16 protein-coding genes are annotated in these 16,650 nt (G+C 36.7%); 7 read left to right on the forward strand and 9 right to left on the reverse strand.

Annotated elements, in window-relative coordinates; translation table 11 throughout:
- The 9 genes from DLD82_RS13475 to DLD82_RS13515 form a co-directional block, all read right to left on the reverse strand.
- Positions 1-780, reverse strand: coding sequence for a hypothetical protein (locus tag DLD82_RS13475; RefSeq protein WP_109941651.1), 780 nt, complete (start codon positions 778-780; stop codon positions 1-3).
- Positions 777-1,247, reverse strand: a complete 471-nt coding sequence (locus DLD82_RS13480) for a hypothetical protein (RefSeq protein ID WP_109941652.1) — start codon at positions 1,245-1,247, stop codon at positions 777-779. Before DLD82_RS13480 ends, DLD82_RS13475 begins: the two co-directional genes overlap by 4 nt.
- Entirely contained in the window at positions 1,244-2,560 is a 1,317-nt protein-coding gene (locus DLD82_RS13485; protein ID WP_181391448.1) for a DUF58 domain-containing protein, read from the reverse strand. The genes DLD82_RS13480 and DLD82_RS13485 overlap by 4 nt, the downstream gene beginning before the upstream one ends.
- Positions 2,561-2,562: 2 nt before the next feature.
- A complete protein-coding gene (locus DLD82_RS13490; RefSeq protein WP_109941654.1) occupies positions 2,563-3,531 on the reverse strand; it encodes an AAA family ATPase in 969 nt (322 codons plus the stop codon).
- A gap of 94 nt (positions 3,532-3,625) precedes the next feature.
- Complete coding sequence (locus DLD82_RS13495) at positions 3,626-4,504, reverse strand: DUF4350 domain-containing protein (RefSeq protein WP_109941655.1); 879 nt, start codon at positions 4,502-4,504, stop codon at positions 3,626-3,628.
- On the reverse strand, positions 4,501-6,261 hold the full coding sequence (locus DLD82_RS13500) for a hypothetical protein (protein ID WP_109941656.1): 1,761 nt from the start codon (positions 6,259-6,261) through the stop codon (positions 4,501-4,503). Before DLD82_RS13500 ends, DLD82_RS13495 begins: the two co-directional genes overlap by 4 nt.
- Complete coding sequence (locus DLD82_RS13505; protein WP_109941657.1) at positions 6,258-6,518, reverse strand: hypothetical protein; 261 nt, start codon at positions 6,516-6,518, stop codon at positions 6,258-6,260. The genes DLD82_RS13500 and DLD82_RS13505 overlap by 4 nt, the downstream gene beginning before the upstream one ends.
- A gap of 204 nt (positions 6,519-6,722) precedes the next feature.
- Positions 6,723-7,286, reverse strand: a complete 564-nt coding sequence (locus DLD82_RS13510; RefSeq protein ID WP_109941658.1) for a hypothetical protein — start codon at positions 7,284-7,286, stop codon at positions 6,723-6,725.
- 223 nt (positions 7,287-7,509) lie between these two features.
- Positions 7,510-8,736, reverse strand: coding sequence for a nucleotidyltransferase family protein (locus DLD82_RS13515; RefSeq protein WP_181391449.1), 1,227 nt, complete (start codon positions 8,734-8,736; stop codon positions 7,510-7,512).
- 449 nt (positions 8,737-9,185) lie between these two features.
- Here DLD82_RS13515 and DLD82_RS13520 point away from each other — a divergent pair, with 449 nt between their 5' ends.
- The 7 genes from DLD82_RS13520 to DLD82_RS13550 all read left to right on the forward strand — a co-directional run bounded on the left by DLD82_RS13520 (position 9,186) and on the right by DLD82_RS13550 (position 16,563).
- Positions 9,186-10,247: a glycosyltransferase family 2 protein gene (locus tag DLD82_RS13520; RefSeq protein ID WP_109941677.1), complete on the forward strand. Its 1,062-nt coding sequence runs from the start codon at positions 9,186-9,188 to the stop codon at positions 10,245-10,247.
- Between the two features lie 67 nt (positions 10,248-10,314).
- On the forward strand, positions 10,315-11,388 hold the full coding sequence (wecB, locus tag DLD82_RS13525; protein ID WP_109941660.1) for a non-hydrolyzing UDP-N-acetylglucosamine 2-epimerase: 1,074 nt from the start codon (positions 10,315-10,317) through the stop codon (positions 11,386-11,388).
- A 50-nt stretch (positions 11,389-11,438) separates the two neighbouring features.
- Complete coding sequence (locus DLD82_RS13530; RefSeq protein WP_109941661.1) at positions 11,439-12,374, forward strand: NAD-dependent epimerase/dehydratase family protein; 936 nt, start codon at positions 11,439-11,441, stop codon at positions 12,372-12,374.
- A gap of 9 nt (positions 12,375-12,383) precedes the next feature.
- Positions 12,384-13,385, forward strand: coding sequence for an NAD-dependent epimerase/dehydratase family protein (locus DLD82_RS13535; protein WP_109941678.1), 1,002 nt, complete (start codon positions 12,384-12,386; stop codon positions 13,383-13,385).
- Between the two features lie 74 nt (positions 13,386-13,459).
- Positions 13,460-14,590: a glycosyltransferase gene (locus DLD82_RS13540; protein ID WP_245920453.1), complete on the forward strand. Its 1,131-nt coding sequence runs from the start codon at positions 13,460-13,462 to the stop codon at positions 14,588-14,590.
- Positions 14,583-15,575 (forward strand): DUF362 domain-containing protein, encoded by a 993-nt coding sequence (locus DLD82_RS13545; protein WP_109941663.1) that lies wholly within the window; start codon positions 14,583-14,585, stop codon positions 15,573-15,575. The genes DLD82_RS13540 and DLD82_RS13545 overlap by 8 nt, the downstream gene beginning before the upstream one ends.
- 28 nt (positions 15,576-15,603) lie before the next feature.
- Positions 15,604-16,563: a glycosyltransferase gene (locus DLD82_RS13550; protein ID WP_109941664.1), complete on the forward strand. Its 960-nt coding sequence runs from the start codon at positions 15,604-15,606 to the stop codon at positions 16,561-16,563.
- Positions 16,564-16,650 lie beyond the last annotated feature (87 nt).

Here is a 16,650-nt window from a genome sequence, read left to right on the forward strand (position 1 = left end):
TTAATCTATTTTAACTGGAGAATATACTAACTCTACAGAGTTGTTCTTTTTCTTCGGAGAACATCGCTCCAGGGTAAAAGGCTGGTTTTTTCCTTCTGCAAGGATCATTCCAATAAGGCTGCTTATTGGACATGGATTGATAAGGCAACATGCTGGTGATTCTTCATGGATTGCAAAACATCCGTTTATCATCTGAAAGCCCTGTAATGAGATGATAAAACTCTCTCCTGTTTTTTGAACTAGGGTTTTCTCTGTTAATTCCAGAGTTTCTTCTATTATCTCACGAATCAATGAGAATATTTCATCATCATTATCAGGAATATGAAGTTTCAATTTTTTATCAAGGTACTCTTTTAATGGTTTTCCAGAAGGATCAATTAGAAGTCCGGTTCCCCCGGTTCCTGTGACAAAAGAATCTCCAGTGAGTTCTCCTTTTTTATATGTCGACACCGGAATAAATTGAAAAATAATTTTTGTTTTTTCTTCTGTTTCCGGAATGAATATTGCATGCCCCATTATTCCAAGGTCAGAAGTTATTCGTGAAAGATTAATCGTTTCCTGAACATGAAATAATGATGCCCATTCTCCCTCAACAAGAGAATTTTTTTGAAAGGTAAAGATGATGAGTCCGGTCAGGAATAAAATCAATGCTGATATGATAACGGTTGCATTTGTCAGATCATTCCTGCCAGAAATCCAGGTAATAATGAATAATAGCCCTGCAGATAGAATGAGAACCAGTGAGGCGGTAATATTTCGGTCTTTATTTTTAACATTCATGAATATTCTCCGGAATATCTTTTTTGAATTCGATAATGGAAAATAATGGAAAGAAAAATAATACCCGCTGATAAACCAAGGACGAAGAGGGATGGATAGAGAATCCGGTTGGTATGCATAATTATTATGCCGGTTAATGCAATCATTCCCAAAAGGATTACAATTATCCGGATATCCATTTTTGTTACAATAAGGTTTTCCTGGATAGCAAATAACATGACTCCGGACCAAATAATCAGGATTGAAAGGAATGGTGAAGAATAATATGATACATAGGAATCAAAAATAATGAATAAAAATAAGATAGTACGATAGTGAGGCGCATTCCTGCTGATATTCCAGATAAACAATGAAAATATTATCAACAACGGATAGATAAACCAGATGTTTCTTGAAAGTATCATTGAGCCAGTCAAGGATAGGACAGTCAGAGCAATAAGAGAAATTTCTTTAAATAAAAGATTCATTGTATCATCTCGATCTTTTCACCTTTCAAATATATTCCTGCTTTTTTCATAAATTCAGGATAATTTTTTGATGGAATTTTCAGGGTAAATCTGATATTTCTATAATGACTTTGCTTGAGAATCTCCTGGATATGGCTTACATCACCTTCGCATAAGGAGTAGAAGACAATTTCTTCAGGATTATGCATGGTGAGTATTTTTGATATCTGGTTAGAAAAATGTGTATTCTCTTTTTCCATGAGTACTTTTAAATAAATAGTGGATTTTCTTTCAAAGAAATTGTTATCATTTATTGAAAAGTTTTCTTTTTTCTGGTCTCTAATTTGCTTTAGTTCTTCCCGTATATCAGATCGTTTTTTTACCCGGTATAAATGATGATTCCGAATTTGAGGATGTAAATATCTGGTCACCAGTTCCATACATTTAGCGTGATCATATTCATCCAACACCATGCTAATGATATTTGGACCCGAAATGACCAGAATTGAAAGATTTTCTTTCAGATAGTTTTTATTTTCAATAATACCAGTTATGGCACGAATAATAGATTGCAATCCTTCCGGTTTATATGATGTCCCCTGTTCAGGGAGGTCTGCGATGATCAGTGGAGGCTTGTTCTGCATTCCGGAATACTCTCTGACATACAGGTTGTCATATTTTGCAGTGAGTTTCCAGTCAATTTTCCTGATATCATCTCCTGGTATATATTCCCGGTATGAGCGGATACTAAATCCCTGTAAAATATTGGCCTTTTCGTTTTCTTTATCTCCGCGAGTACTTAAAATTGTTTCCTTCTCGAAAAATGGAACCGGAACGATTCTTATTTCAGGATTTGTATAATTATTTTTGGATAGATGTAGGGTACTTGAGAAAAAGAGATCAGAGAATAATAATTCTCCATATGCAAAACGAATGTTACCATGAATTATCGGAATAATCCAATAAATAAGATTACAGGTCTGGATTGCATTTTCTGAAATATTTTTGGATATTTCACCATGATTAAATATAATGCCCGCTACAGGATTCTCGGAATATTGAATATTTATCCCGGTTTCTGAAGTTATTGAAATTTCTGTATTTACTTTTAATAGATTCCCCTGTCTGAATACTTTTTTTTCAAGTTTCCGATTGATAGTACACGAATCTGCAATTTTTTTTATCCTGAATAAAAAAATCCAGTATCTGGATGTAATAAAAAGACCCAGTGAACTTGAAATGAAAAGAAGGCCTGGTTCATCAAAATACGCTGCGGTAAATAAGAGGATAATGAAAATTACGATAAATCCCTCAGTGCAGCGATGTAATTTCAAGTTTATGGCACCTCGATGGTCTCAAGTATTTCCTGTATAATATCTATTACTTTTACACCGTCCATTTCTGCATTTCGCGTCAGATAAATACGATGTAGGAGAACAAATGGTGTTAGCCATTTAATGTCATCCGGAATTACAAAATCACGTCCATGTAATGCAGCAAGACATTTTGCCCCATTTACCATCGCAATGGATCCACGAGAAGAAGCACCAAGTGAGATATCCTGGTGATGACGAGTTGCCATAATGATATCACGGATATATCGGTGTACCGGATCCTGTATCGTAATTTTTTTAATACTCTGGATTAATGAGAGGAGTGTTTCATGTTCAATTATTGGCCTGATATTCTGAATATAATTGTCCCATTCCAGAATTCCTGTAGATGCTCTTCTGATAATTTCCAGTTCATCTTCATGGCCAAGGAAAGTGGTTGTTGTACTGAATGAAAAACGATCCCGTTGTACTTCAATAAGAGGGAATGTGCCTTCCAGCTCATAGGGATTTTGAGTAGCGATTACAATAAAAGGAGAAGGAAGAGGATAGACAGCCCCATCTACTGTAGCCTGTCTTTCACTGAGAGCTTCGATAAATGCACTCTGTGATTTTGGATTAATCCGGTTTAATTCATCGGTTAGCAATATATTGGTAAATATGGGTCCTTTTCGGAATACAAAATCATGAGTAGAAGAATCATAGATGTTTACACCAATCATATCCATCGGTTGAAGATCTATTGCTCCCTGGATTCTTTTAAAATCACAGCCGGTAATGAGTGAAATAATTTTTGATATACTGGTTTTGGCTGTTCCTGGTGCTCCTTCAATCAGGATATGTCCCTCTGTCAATAATCCGATTAAAATTAAATCAATCAGGTTTTTATTGCCTACAATAAATTCTCCAACTTTTTCATGTACTTCCCGGTGAATATCAACAATTTTTTGAATACTATCATTCTGGTCACTCATTTATTTTAGCTCCGGATTTTTAGTGAAAATATAATTAAATGTTTTTTCTGCATATCTCCCAGACCTCCAATAGCGGAATTAGAAAATTTCAACATCATTCTGGTTTTTTCCTCATAAAAAATAATCCAATAAGAACAAGCATTAACCCGATTATCATAATTTTAAAAATTTTCTGGCTTTTTATGAATTCTATAACCTGGTTGGTGCTCTGGGCATTACTGGTTCGTGAATTTACCTGATCGATATAGAGCAGAGGATGTAATTGAATAATATTTTTTATGAATATTGGATTGCTGTATTTATTCTCAAGATTCCTCATGGAATTGATGAAAATACTGGGATCAGAAAGGACGATTATTTCTCCGTTTCCAATTTTTTCTCCTGACATTACAGTATATTTCCCAAGAAGTTCCTTTTTAGTAATTTCTTTATCTTCATCCCGGTCAACCCAGCTAAAAAGACTTGAGGTTATGAGCGGTTCTCCCCCTAATAGTGTTGAACTTCTCTCTAATACTAATGAATCAACTCCTGAAAGAAGGGGATGCTCAGATGCCGGGTAGGTCACAACGGTATATCCATCATTATAAGCCCGGTCTACGCTGGTTAAAATCCCCCGAAGAAGTGATATATGAGATCCAATGCCTTTAAGCAGAGAATTCCCTGTTCCAAAGTCATCTGCCAGTATTATTGTATTTCCTCGTAATAAGAAATCCCGGTATAAAACGGTCTGGTTAGGAAAAAATTCGTTATCCGGGGCGATGATTAGAAGGGTTACATTTTCCGCGTTTGTTAGTTGAGAGAGATTGTATATTTCAACGGTTGTATGCCGGTCAGTATCAGAGAAGAATTGTGATGTTCCATTCCATCCGGGATTTGATTTACTAAATTCAAGATTGTTTGTTGAGAATAATATCAGACAGGAAATGCTGGCAATAAAGAAAATTATGAATAATAAAAATTCTTTGCTGTTCATTCTTCCTTCCTTACAGCTTGATCCAGTTCTTCAAATTGTGTTTCAAAGTTTTCTTTATCGTCCACTTTTTCTGATCCACCATACCTGATTTTTTCATATATTCGGGTGAATGCAGAAAAAATATTACTGTATGGTTTAGACGAGAGAATTTCAGAAATTTCCCTGATAGTATGTGCATTCACTTCTTTCCGGGGGATGGTGAAGGTGATGTTTGTAAGAATTATCTGATAAACCTCTCTTGCCGCTTCCGATAATCCCTTTTTTTGTAAAACGATAAGGTAATGATCGGAAAGTGCCCTTTCGGTATAAGCTAACAGTTCTTCATCTATAGTTTCGATAAATTGGTAATCGTTTGATCCGGTCTTTGGTTCAGAAGATTGGAATGTCAATTTTTTTACATATTTTCTAAAAATAATTATTATTATTCCTGTCAGTCCAACTACTCCTCCGGTTACAATGATAAATATAATCAGAGGATCAATTTCCCCGAGCAATCGAATTGAGAGAATACTGGTACCAGAAGAGACTACTTCATAAACCTGACTTTGGTTGGGATGGATAGGATATGAATTATCATTAAATGCTGTATAGATTTGATAGGTTCCCTGTGGGAGAGTGAGATTTGTGAAATAATTTCCATATTGGTTTGTCAGAGTTGTATTCCATGAAGCATTATTTACTATTGAATGAACAGTTGCATTGTTAACCTGCACATGGGTTAGAAGATTTCCTGTTAAATTAACTACCGGTTGGTTTTCCACCGCCTGAATGTAAAGATCAATGGTTGAATTTACCGGAGTGACAAATAGTGGTTGTTGTTCAGATTTTAGAGATTGATAAACTGAGGTGAAATTATGAGGTCCTGTGGAGATTTGTTCGATATAAATATAGGATGAGTAATGCCCAATATCATTTGTCAAGAGATCTGTATAATAGGTATTGTCAACATTGAGAGTAATGTTTTTATTGGAGATGTCTGTTCCGGATAGATATCCGGAGTAATGAATAACATCCCAGTATTTTCCTGACTCCGGAGTAACCAGTAAGGTTAATTTTTTTTCCGGGATTTCTTGATTTGTAATTGGAATCTCTTTTTTCCTCACTTCCTGTTCTTCAGTAATCTCGTCGACAAAACGATTAATATCCATTCTTGCCTGCTCGACTTTTGAAGTATTGAGCTCAAATTTCATGCCCTGGTTTACAATTTCTTCATTTACCAGATTGTATTTCTCCCGAATCTTATGGATTTTCTTTTTTAGTGCTTCACCCTGGAATGCAACGGTTTTCAGAGAGGTAATATCATTCTGGTCACGGTATCGGAATTCTAATCTTTTAAGTGTGTCCAGATCATCTGAAGCCATCAATAATTCTCTGAAAAGTTCTTCTTGTAACTTGGTATTATCCTGGAATTCTTCTATTTCACTCTCACTCATATCCAGGTTGATTACCAACCGGTCAAGGTTTCGGTATTTGTTATAATATTGCTGAAGATCGCCAATCGCGGCATCCATATCTTCCATTCTGATATTGAGTGCAATAGGTCCTGAGTAGTCCAGGATGTCCTGCATTATTGGTGTCATATCCTGGGAACTGTTAAGAAAAATTCGTTCCTCAGCATTAATGTCACTATGAAACTCTGTTGTAGGTTTTTCAAGTTCCAGGGAATATAATATCGGATTACTTCCGAGAGAAAGAAGATACAAGGCAGTAATGGTGAGCGAAAAAAAAGTAATGAGTGAGATGTGAGATATTTTCATGAATTTATAATCACCATTACCTTTTCTAAAACAATGAATGCAAAGATGGCAACTCCTATCGCGATTACATATTTAATTTTCACCAGATATTTTGTTTGAATATTGTGAGTGCTTATGAGTTCAGTAATAATAAGGAGTCCGATTAGCCAGAGAACAAAAAAAATTTCCAGATCCAGGTATTGACCCATGAGCATAAAAGTGAGGATGATCAAAACCCATATTACAAGGAATAAGGTTGCCAGATCTTTTTTCTTCATGGTAATGAACTATTATTGTAATTTTTTCCGGGAATTATTACTGTACATTCTAAAAGAGCAATTTTCGTGATATTGATGATTAATCATCCTAATATTAAGTAATTGATATTGTTTTGGTAAATAACTTTTTTATTTGTATTGAATAATATATCAATAAAAAAATATATGTACCTCTAATATTTTTGAAAAAAAAGAGGATAAAGATCAGGGAGTTACTGAAATAGTTTCTGTTTTCTGAAGTTCACCATCAATGTAAACAGATACATCCATCTTTCCCTCAAAGAATCCACTTGGGGTAAAGGAACTTTCTGCAGTTGTTGCTTCTTCTGTACTATTATCCTCACGTGTTGTTGAGCCGAATTCTATAAGGGCTCTCATGTGGTCCTCTGCCGGAATTCCGGTAAAAGTGACATTGTATACCGCACGGTTCAGTTCGTGGATAATTGATGCGTTAAAGATACCAGTTTCATTGACTTCTCCGGTGTAGGAAGCTTCAGTTCCATCTTCCCGGATCACACTGGTGGTGGCTTCTGTTCCGGGAATGAGATCCATCATATGCGTTTCATAAACTGCCGCCGGATCATAATATGGGAACAGGAAATTGGTCATCAGGAAGGTACTTTCTTCTCCCTTGACTGCAGATACTTCACCTTCAATAGTCATGTTAATAATAGAATTCTGTGGGATGTCTTCTAAAACAACCTTTACAGTCTCATTAGTTTCAACTGTTGATGGTGAAATATCAATGCTATACGTTTCTTCTGACAATACCGGGTAAAATGAGAAAACAGAACAGAATATTAGAACTAGAGTTAAGTTCCTAAAGAAGTGGGATAATGACATAGTTTTATATAATATTTTATGGGGTAATAAAGATATCCAATTGAATATAGATCAAAAATATCTGATGTCTTTCGTAGATTTTTAATAATTAAAGAAGCATTTGGATATTTATTCTCATAATTGAATTGAAAAGAGGTTCCGGAAATTATTAAAAATATTTTATAAAACTTATCCATCTTCTAATGTATGCACAAGGGATATCCAAAATACTATCTGATTTACGATATTTATATAAAAGTCCCTTTGGCGGAAAAATATAATAATATATGTGTGATATTTTATCGTTTCTATTTTTTAAGGCATGGATAATATGGATAAAAGACATGAGATATATACTATGATTTTTCGCAAATGTCATTATTTTTTGTTCTTTTTGGGAGGGAACCGGCCAATTTGAGAAGTTATTATAATTTTCTGGTAGTGAAACACCTGACCAAAGACTGGCTATTATCAATGCCAGTTCTAAGGAAATTCGAACATTATCCATTGCTGATTTTTTTGTGATAATTTTCCAATCTTCTATAGTCAATTTGGGAAAAAGATATGCAATATCCATGATCCAATCAAAGGTCATGCTATCGTGCTGGAAAATATGGTGAAAAGCAAGATATTCAAGATGATTAATTGGATTAAATGTAAAAAAATTAAAATTATTATATTGAATTAATTGTTTGGATATGAAGGCTTTGTCTAACCAATCCTGATCAAATAATGAAAAATTTCTATCAATTGACCAGTGAATATCAATATTGGCCATGTTTTTTGGAGTGAAAAAAACCTCTTCTTGGAAAATATCTGGTGAAATATCGAAGGTATGTTCAGGACATCTATATCCAAGATTCTCGAGAATATTCTCTAAATTTTTTATATTTTCTGGTTGAACAAAAAGATCAATATCACAAGAAATTCGTGTTGCAGTATCAGGATAAATTGATCTTGCAAGAGCCACTCCTTTTACTATAATTACTTCAATTTTTTCTTTCTCAAAGATTGAAGATAGGTTTAGTAATTGGTGGTCAATTAAAACTGATTTTATTGCAGCCTGATGGAATTCCTTAATCAATCGTGAATATATGAAATCCGGAGGTCTGAATTTTTCCTCCCATGTAGATATATGCAAGGCAAGGAGTGATAGTATCCGGTGTGGAATTAGTGTGGCTAACCATTCTTTCCATTCATCCTCCGACCAGTTTTCCGGAATTTGAGGAGTATTTCTGATGGCTGCGATAAGATATTGTAATTGTTTATCCTTAAGAGCTAAGAGTTCGTTTGTTTTTTTCCCTGTTAATGGAACTTTCGTATGTACTTTTTTTATTGAATCAATGAGTTCGTCTGGATCATTGATTGAAATTCCGGAGTACGATGAGGAGATCACGTATAAGATAAGTAGCGATGAAAGTTGAAATAATTCTCTTTGGTTTGTTTATACCTATGGTAAAAAAGAATTATTATGGTAATTTTTTATTATTTCCATGGGTAAAAATTTTTTAAGGATTATCCATAGATTTTTTTATCAAATAGAAGGATAAAAATCCTATTTAAAAATGTGCGAATAATTATTGTTCTGATTTTAGTTGAAACATCTTCCATTATTACCACTTAAATATTTGCCTTGCAAATCTTTAATTGGGCATACACGTAACATACCAACATACTGTGTCAGCAAGTTCATCCCAACCCCGGAAGAATATTTTATCTGTTAATGGTCAGGATTTTTTTTCTGATTTCAATTCACTGAATGATCCTGCGAATAACCTTAGAAAAGGGGAAGATTTTTTTCCAGAAGAATCTGATGTTCACATTTCATATGAGAATATCGATCAGATGAAAAATATTTCGGAAAAAACTCAATCTTTCAAACAATCACCAATCTATCCATTAAAAACTGAAGATTCTCATTCAGTTCCTGATGTAACCCGTGTATTTGATTGCATTAATCGGGTATTACATCTGACACGGTATTTTCCTCCTAATCTAGCCTTTGAAAATCCATTTACTGAAAAAGATATTATTGCTGTCATTCCAGCCTTTAATGAAGAATTAACCATCGGTATGGTGGTGATGCTGAGCCTGAAGCATGTAGGGAAAGTAGTTGTTGTTGATGATGGTTCAAGTGACAGGACATCAGAGATTGCATGGTTATCCGGGGCAGATATCGTTAAACTTGAGAAAAATCAGGGAAAGGCAAATGCAGTTCGTGCAGGAATTGCTCGGGTAAAAGAAATTGGTTGTTCTACAGTTGTTATGCTTGATGCTGACGGTCAGCACAATCCAAATGAGATACCCATATTAATTGCGCCAATTATTTCCAAAAAAGCAGATATGGTAATTGGTTCCCGGCAGCTGAGTGAAGAATGCAATGATATTCCTGCATACCGGAGACTTGGGCAGGTCACTCTTGATATGGCAACCAATATGGGGAGTTCTTTTAAGTGTACAGATTCTCAATCCGGATACCGGGCATTTAGTAAAAAAGCATTAGATAATTTTGATTTTCCTTCCGAAGGTTACAACATTGAATCAGATATGATTGAACATTTTTCCCGTCTTGGACTTGCGATAGCAGAAGTCCCGATTACGGTCAGGTATGAGGTTCCGTTCAAACATAAAAAGAATCCCTTGAGTCATGGAATGGATGTTCTTACACATATTATCGGGATTATCGGATACCGGAGACCATTGCTGACATTTGGCTTAGGAGGGACTGTTTTTTCAATGGTTGGAATTGTTTTTGGTCTTTTTGCCTTTAATCAGTATTATTCATCCGGTAAGTTTGTATTCTTCCCTACGATGTGCAGCGGTGTTTTGTTAGTTCTGGGTATGCTTCTTATTACTTCAGGTCTGATTTTGAATACGCTTGTGAAGATTGTGAGGATTGATCGGTAACTTTGGTTTTCCATTTAAATTCACGTTATGATTGGAAAATGTTGATTGATTTAGGTAATTATCTGATATGATTTCAATTGTTTTAGGGACTAGGCCGGAGATAATTAAGATGGCCCCGGTAATCCGGGCATGTCAGAAAAAAGGAATAGATTTTTCAGTTCTTCATACCGGACAACACTATTCGTACGAGATGGATAAAATCTTTTTTGAAGAGTTATCTCTCCCGGTTCCTTATTGTAATCTTGATGTTGGTTCCGGTACGCATGCAGAACAGACTGGGGCAATTATGTGTGGGATTGAGAAAATGTATCTTGAAAACCGACCTGATATTATTCTTGTCCAAGGTGATACTAATACCGCTCTTGCCGGAGGTCTTGTCGGAGCAAAGATGCATATTCCGATTGGTCATGTGGAGGCAGGGCTCCGGAGCAATGATCGGAGTATGCCGGAAGAAATCAATCGGGTTGTCGTGGATCATATCTCTGAGTACTTGTTTGCTCCGACAGATGATTCCTGTAATAATCTGGTTCGTGAAGGGATTGATGTCACAAAAATATATAATACCGGGAATACCGTAGTAGATTCACTCATTCAGCACCGAGAGATTGCCAGGACGAAATCCGGTGTGCTGAAACGGTTTGGGGTTACGCCAAACCAGTACCTGTTAGTAACCGCCCATCGGGCAGAAAATGTGGATGATAAATCAAGAATTAAGGGAATCATTTCAGGAATCCAGAAAGTCGGGCAGCAGTATGGAATGCCCATTATTTTTCCGATGCATCCCCGGACTCAAAAGATGATCCAGGAGTTTGGTATCAATTCCGAAGGGATTACAATCATTTCTCCGGTAGGGTACCTTGATTTCCTGGAACTTGAGGCTCATGCACGGTTAATTCTTACTGATTCCGGAGGAGTTCAGGAAGAAGCATGTATTCTTCGGGTTCCGTGTGTTACCTTACGAGAGAACACAGAACGACCTGAGACGGTTGAGGTGGGGGGAAATATCCTGGCAGGTTCTGATCCGGAGAGTATTGTATCCTCTAGTGAAAGGATTATGTCATCATCTCGAATGTGGGCTAATCCCTATGGAGATGGTTCTGCTGGAGAGCAGATTGTAGAAATTATCAAATCGGCAGATTAAAATTTTCTAAAAAATAATGAACAATTTCTGATACAATATTGAATGATAACATGAGCACAAAAAAAATACTGGTTACAGGTGGATCCGGATTTATTGGGACAAATTTGGTTAATGAGCTGACTTCACGGGGACATGAAGTAATTGCTGCAGATATTCTAAATAATGATCGTGATAATTATGTTCGTGCTGATGTGAAAAATTATAGACAAATTGAACGCGTTTTTGAAAAAGAAAAATTCGATTATGTGTACCATCTTGCAGCGGAATATGGTAGGTGGAATGGAGAGGACTATTATGAGAACCTCTGGCAGACCAACGTCGTCGGTACAAAACATATGCTCCGACTTCAGGAAAAATTAAAATTCAGGATGATATTCTATTCTAGTGCTGAAGTCTACGGGGACTATGCTGGCGTTATGACCGAAGATGTCATGGAGAAAAATCCAATCAAAGATACCTATCAGATGAATGATTATGCTATAACAAAATGGGCTGGAGAACTCATGTGCATGAATTCCGCGACCATGTTTGGCACTGAAACCGTCAGAGTCAGACCTGTCAACTGTTATGGACCCCTGGAACATTATAATCCCTATCGTGGTTTCATTCCGAAATTTATCTATCAGGCACTGCATAATCAACCATATACCGTTTTCAAGGGCCATAAGAGAATTATCGATTTTGTCGAGGATTCATGCAGGACCTGGGCAAATATTGTTGACAATTTCATCCCAGGTGAAGTGTACAATGTTGCCGGAAGACTGGAATGGGAACGGGACATCAAGCAGTACTCAGATCTCATTCTGGATGCGGTTGGAAAAGATGATTCACTAGTTACTTATCATGAAGCAGAGCCTTTTACTACCATGATTAAAACCATCGATTGTTCTAAGGCAATTAAGGATTTGAATCATAATCCACGGGTAACACCAGAAGAAGGAGTAAAACGAACCGTTGAATGGATGAAATGGTATTATCGTTTGTAGGTGTTTATAGTGAATTTCGATACAACAAAATTTACAGGAAAAACAATTCTCATTACCGGAGGAGCAGGCGCTGTAGGTGGAAATCTGGTCCGTGCATTGGATGCTCTCGACACGAAAAAGATCATTATTCTTGACAATCTCTCCTCCTCATATAACTGGAATATTCCAAAAAGTCCAAAAATCCAATTCATTCATGGTGATATTCTGAATGATGAAAACCTGAAATGGGCTTTCCGGGACAAACCACAGATTATCTATCATCTGGCTGCACATTTTGCAAACCAGAACTCAGTCGATAGTCCGGAGAAAGACCTCCTGGTTAATGGTCTTGGTATTCTGAAAGTTCTTCAATATGCTCAACTAGTTAATGCAGAACGGTTTGTATATTCTTCATCCGGATGTGGAGTATACGGTTTGGATTCCAAAATGCCGTTTGAAGAGCATGATATTTCCATCCACCTTCATACTCCCTACCAGGTAACAAAACTCCTGGGTGAGCTGTATACGAATTATTTCCACAATATGTATGACCTTCCTGTTGTGAATGCACGGTTCTTTAATTCATTTGGACCGGGGGAAGTTCCCGGAAAGTACCGGAATGTTATTCCGAACTTTTTTTACTGGGCAATGAAAGGTTTACCTCTTCCGATTACCGGTGATGGTACAGAAACCAGGGACTGGACATATGTCGGAGATATTGTCAATGGTCTTCTTGCTATGGGCGTTAAGGATGAAGCAATCGGAGAAGCATTCAACCTTGGTGCTGGAAAAGAGCAACGGGTTATTGATATGGCGAATGCGGTGAACCGGCTGACTGGAAATGAAGCTGGCATTCACTTTACTCAGCGTCGTGACTGGGATGTAAAAACACGGTTGTTATCATGTATTGATAAATCCCGGAAAAATCTTGAATATGCACCTGCCATGGAATTTTCGAACGGTCTTGAAAAAACTCATGAGTGGTTTGTCAGGAATTGGGATAACATACAGAACAGTGCTGAGTTTTCATAATTATTGCTATGAATATTCTCATCGTTCAGGAATCAAACTGGATTACTCGAAATCCTCATCAGCAGCATCATCTGATGGAACGTTTAGCACAACGCGGACATTCCATTCGTGTTATTGATTATGATATTGATTGGAAAAAGAACAATGAAACGGGATTGACAAAACCACGGGAGGTTCATTCAGATGTACAAAAAATCATACCCGGTGTTTCGGTTCAGGTCATTCGTCCCCGTTCCATCAGGATTTCTGTCCTTGAATATCCCGCTCTCATGATTGCTCACCGGATAGAAATTTCCCGTCAGATTGCAGAGTTTAAACTCGATATTATCGTCGGATTCGGAATCCTGAATGCCTGGCTGGGAGCCCGGCTTGCTCAGCGCCATGGTATCCCCTTTGTTTATTATTGGATAGATGCATTGGATACCCTGATCCCGGAGAAGTTTTTTCAGATGCTGGGGAGGTTCCTTGAAAAGCAGACTCTTCATAATTCCACGAGGGTTATTGCCATCAATGAAAAACTACAAGACTACGCAATTACCCTGGGATCTAATCCTGAACACACTTCTTTAATCGGTGCCGGTATAGATTTAGAACGGTTTAATCCCGGGATTGATGGGAATATAATCCGGGAACAATTTGATATTAGACCAGATGAGACAGTCCTTTTTTTCATGGGCTGGTTGTATCATTTCTCAGGATTGAAAGAAATTTGTTTAGAATTAGCCCGCTGCAAAGAAAAATATCGAAACCTCAAAATCCTCATTGTCGGAGATGGTGATGCCTATGAAGATTTGCAGAAGATCCGGGAAGAGAATAACCTCATGGAAAATTTAATTCTTACTGGCAAACAACCGTATGAAAAAATTCCCGAGTTTATTGCAGCAAGTGATATCTGTATGTTACCTGCAGATCCCAAGGAGAAAATCATGCAGGATATTGTCCCGATAAAAATGTATGAATATATGGCGATGGGAAAACCGGTCATTACAACAAAATTACCTGGTCTCATAAAGGAGTTTGGGGATAATAATGGCGTTTTGTATGCTGATTCATCAGAAAAGGTATTAGATATGGCAAATTCGATTGTAGCCCAGGGAGCGATTGATAATTATGGCATTTCTGCAAGGTCATTTGTCCAGGGCCTTAACTGGGGTGCGATTACTGATTTATTTGAAAATCTCCTCATAGGAGCGATACATGACTGATTATCGGGCATATATCACAAAGATATCAAATATTCAGAGTGATATTACACAAAGTCTTGATTTCATTAACTGGAAGGATTCTGTTCAATCAGACTCCACGGTATTCATTAAACCCAATTTTACCTATCCATTCTACAAAGAAGGGATTACCACAACACCCCTGGTATTGAAAGAAATTCTTGGAGTTCTTAAAGATCGGGCTGATCGGGTAATCGTTGGGGAATCGAATGGAGGAAATCATTCATTCACTGCAGATGCAGCATTCAAAGGTCATGGCATGCCTGATATCTGCAGGGATACCGGAGCTGAACTTGTCAACCTGTCAACAATCCCCTCACAGTATGTAGAGGAGATCATTGTTGGAAAGCGAGTCAAAGTCCAGGTGCCGAATCTGTTGATCGATGATGTGGATTGCTTCATTTCGGTCCCTGTCCTGAAAGTTCATGCGATGACCACCACAACCCTGAGCATGAAAAACTTATGGGGTTGCTATCCAGACACAATGCGATGTCTCCACCATAAATATTTGAGCAGAAAACTTACTCTTCTTACGAAAATAATCAATCCAAAACTAGCGATTATTGATGGTACCTATGCACTCAATGGTCATGGTCCAATGTACGGTGAAGCAGTCAAATCAGACCTCCTTTTAGCATCTAATAATCCGGTGGTTGCAGATACACTTGGTACCCGAATAATGGGAATACCAATCTCACATGTTGAACACATCATGTTTGCAGAGAAAGAAGGTCTTGGAACGACTAAACTGGATAATGTTCAGTTTAATGATGGCTGGAAACAATACCAGATGCAGTTTAAGGTGAAGAAAACCGTTCTGGACCAGTTTTCAAGGATTCTTTTTAATAGTGAATGTATGGCCAAACTGGTTATGGACTCTCCATTTAAACCGATTATTTATGGGATCGGGACAAAATTGAGAAATAAAGAAGAAGAAAATGTATCTAGTCAAATTTCACAACAATAATAATTAGAGGGTTTAATCAGGGGAACTTATGCAACACCAAACGAAAGAAATGAATGATACTGGAAAAAAGAACCAAAATGATAATTATATTATTATTAATCCATCAATGGAAGAATTCGATGGGAATAATATCGATTTGAAAAATTTACCTTTGGTTTCTTTTTGCATCCCTACCAAAAATAATGAAGATACGATAGAAGCCTGCCTTGAAAGTATCAAAGCTCAGAATTACCCAAATACAGAAATAATCATTATTGATGGTAATTCGACTGATAAAACGATATCCATCGCTCAAAAATATTCTGATAAGATTGTTTATGATGCTGGAACGTATGGGAGTGCTTGTCAAACTGGTCTTGAATCTTCTTCTGGAGAGATAATTGCCTCGTTGGATTCTGATATTATTATTCCTCATTCAAATTGGTTGATACATGCAGTACCGTACTTCAATTATTGCAATAGAGTAAGTTCGGTCTGGCCTCTATATGTCGCTCCACCAAATGCAACTGGATTTGCACGTTTATATCAAACACATCTCTATATGATATTCATGAATAACAGAATTTCGAAGAACATAGGTTATTTTGGAGGAGGGAATACTTTATTTTTAAGGAAATCATTAGAAGATATTGGAGGGATAAATCGGGATATTCATTGGGGGGCGGATTTTGAATGGGCTAAACGATTGAAAGATTTAGGATATAAAGTAGTTTTTATTTCAGATCCTCTGTATCATGATACCATGAGGACTTTTTATCAGTTTTTTAAGAAACAATTTGTAGGAGCGAATACTTTTGTAGATTCTCGATTTGGATTAATGGGACTCTCAACATATGAGATATTGTATGAACATCTCATTTTGGGAACAAAAGGGATGATAAAAGGATTATTAATTGATAGAGATTATTGCTGGTTATATTATCCTTTTCTTGTTGCTAGTAGGTTTTTCGCGTATGGATATATTTATCTTAAAAAATTGAGACTGTGAATGAAAATTATGACCTACAACAAAGTAAATTATGAAGCAATCACTCATGAGTATAGGAATAATGATAGTTATCCTAAAAAAATTCAA

The sequence above is a fragment of the Methanospirillum stamsii genome, from assembly GCF_003173335.1.
GTDB lineage: Archaea > Halobacteriota > Methanomicrobia > Methanomicrobiales > Methanospirillaceae > Methanospirillum > Methanospirillum stamsii.

What these genes read in the sequence shown, in the direction of transcription:
- DLD82_RS13490 (WP_109941654.1), bottom strand. Translation starts at nt 3,531, where the DNA reads ATGAGTGACCAGAATGATAGTATTCAAAAAATTGTTGATATTCACCGG.
- DLD82_RS13530 (WP_109941661.1), top strand. Translation starts at nt 11,439, where the DNA reads ATGAGCACAAAAAAAATACTGGTTACAGGTGGATCCGGATTTATTGGG.
- DLD82_RS13550 (WP_109941664.1), top strand. Translation starts at nt 15,604, where the DNA reads ATGCAACACCAAACGAAAGAAATGAATGATACTGGAAAAAAGAACCAA.
- DLD82_RS13540 (WP_245920453.1), top strand. Translation starts at nt 13,460, where the DNA reads ATGGAACGTTTAGCACAACGCGGACATTCCATTCGTGTTATTGATTAT.
- DLD82_RS13500 (WP_109941656.1), bottom strand. Translation starts at nt 6,261, where the DNA reads ATGAAAATATCTCACATCTCACTCATTACTTTTTTTTCGCTCACCATT.
- DLD82_RS13505 (WP_109941657.1), bottom strand. Translation starts at nt 6,518, where the DNA reads ATGAAGAAAAAAGATCTGGCAACCTTATTCCTTGTAATATGGGTTTTG.
- wecB (WP_109941660.1), top strand. Translation starts at nt 10,315, where the DNA reads ATGATTTCAATTGTTTTAGGGACTAGGCCGGAGATAATTAAGATGGCC.
- DLD82_RS13520 (WP_109941677.1), top strand. Translation starts at nt 9,186, where the DNA reads ATGAAAAATATTTCGGAAAAAACTCAATCTTTCAAACAATCACCAATC.
- DLD82_RS13480 (WP_109941652.1), bottom strand. Translation starts at nt 1,247, where the DNA reads ATGAATCTTTTATTTAAAGAAATTTCTCTTATTGCTCTGACTGTCCTA.
- DLD82_RS13475 (WP_109941651.1), bottom strand. Translation starts at nt 780, where the DNA reads ATGAATGTTAAAAATAAAGACCGAAATATTACCGCCTCACTGGTTCTC.
- DLD82_RS13545 (WP_109941663.1), top strand. Translation starts at nt 14,583, where the DNA reads ATGACTGATTATCGGGCATATATCACAAAGATATCAAATATTCAGAGT.
- DLD82_RS13495 (WP_109941655.1), bottom strand. Translation starts at nt 4,504, where the DNA reads ATGAACAGCAAAGAATTTTTATTATTCATAATTTTCTTTATTGCCAGC.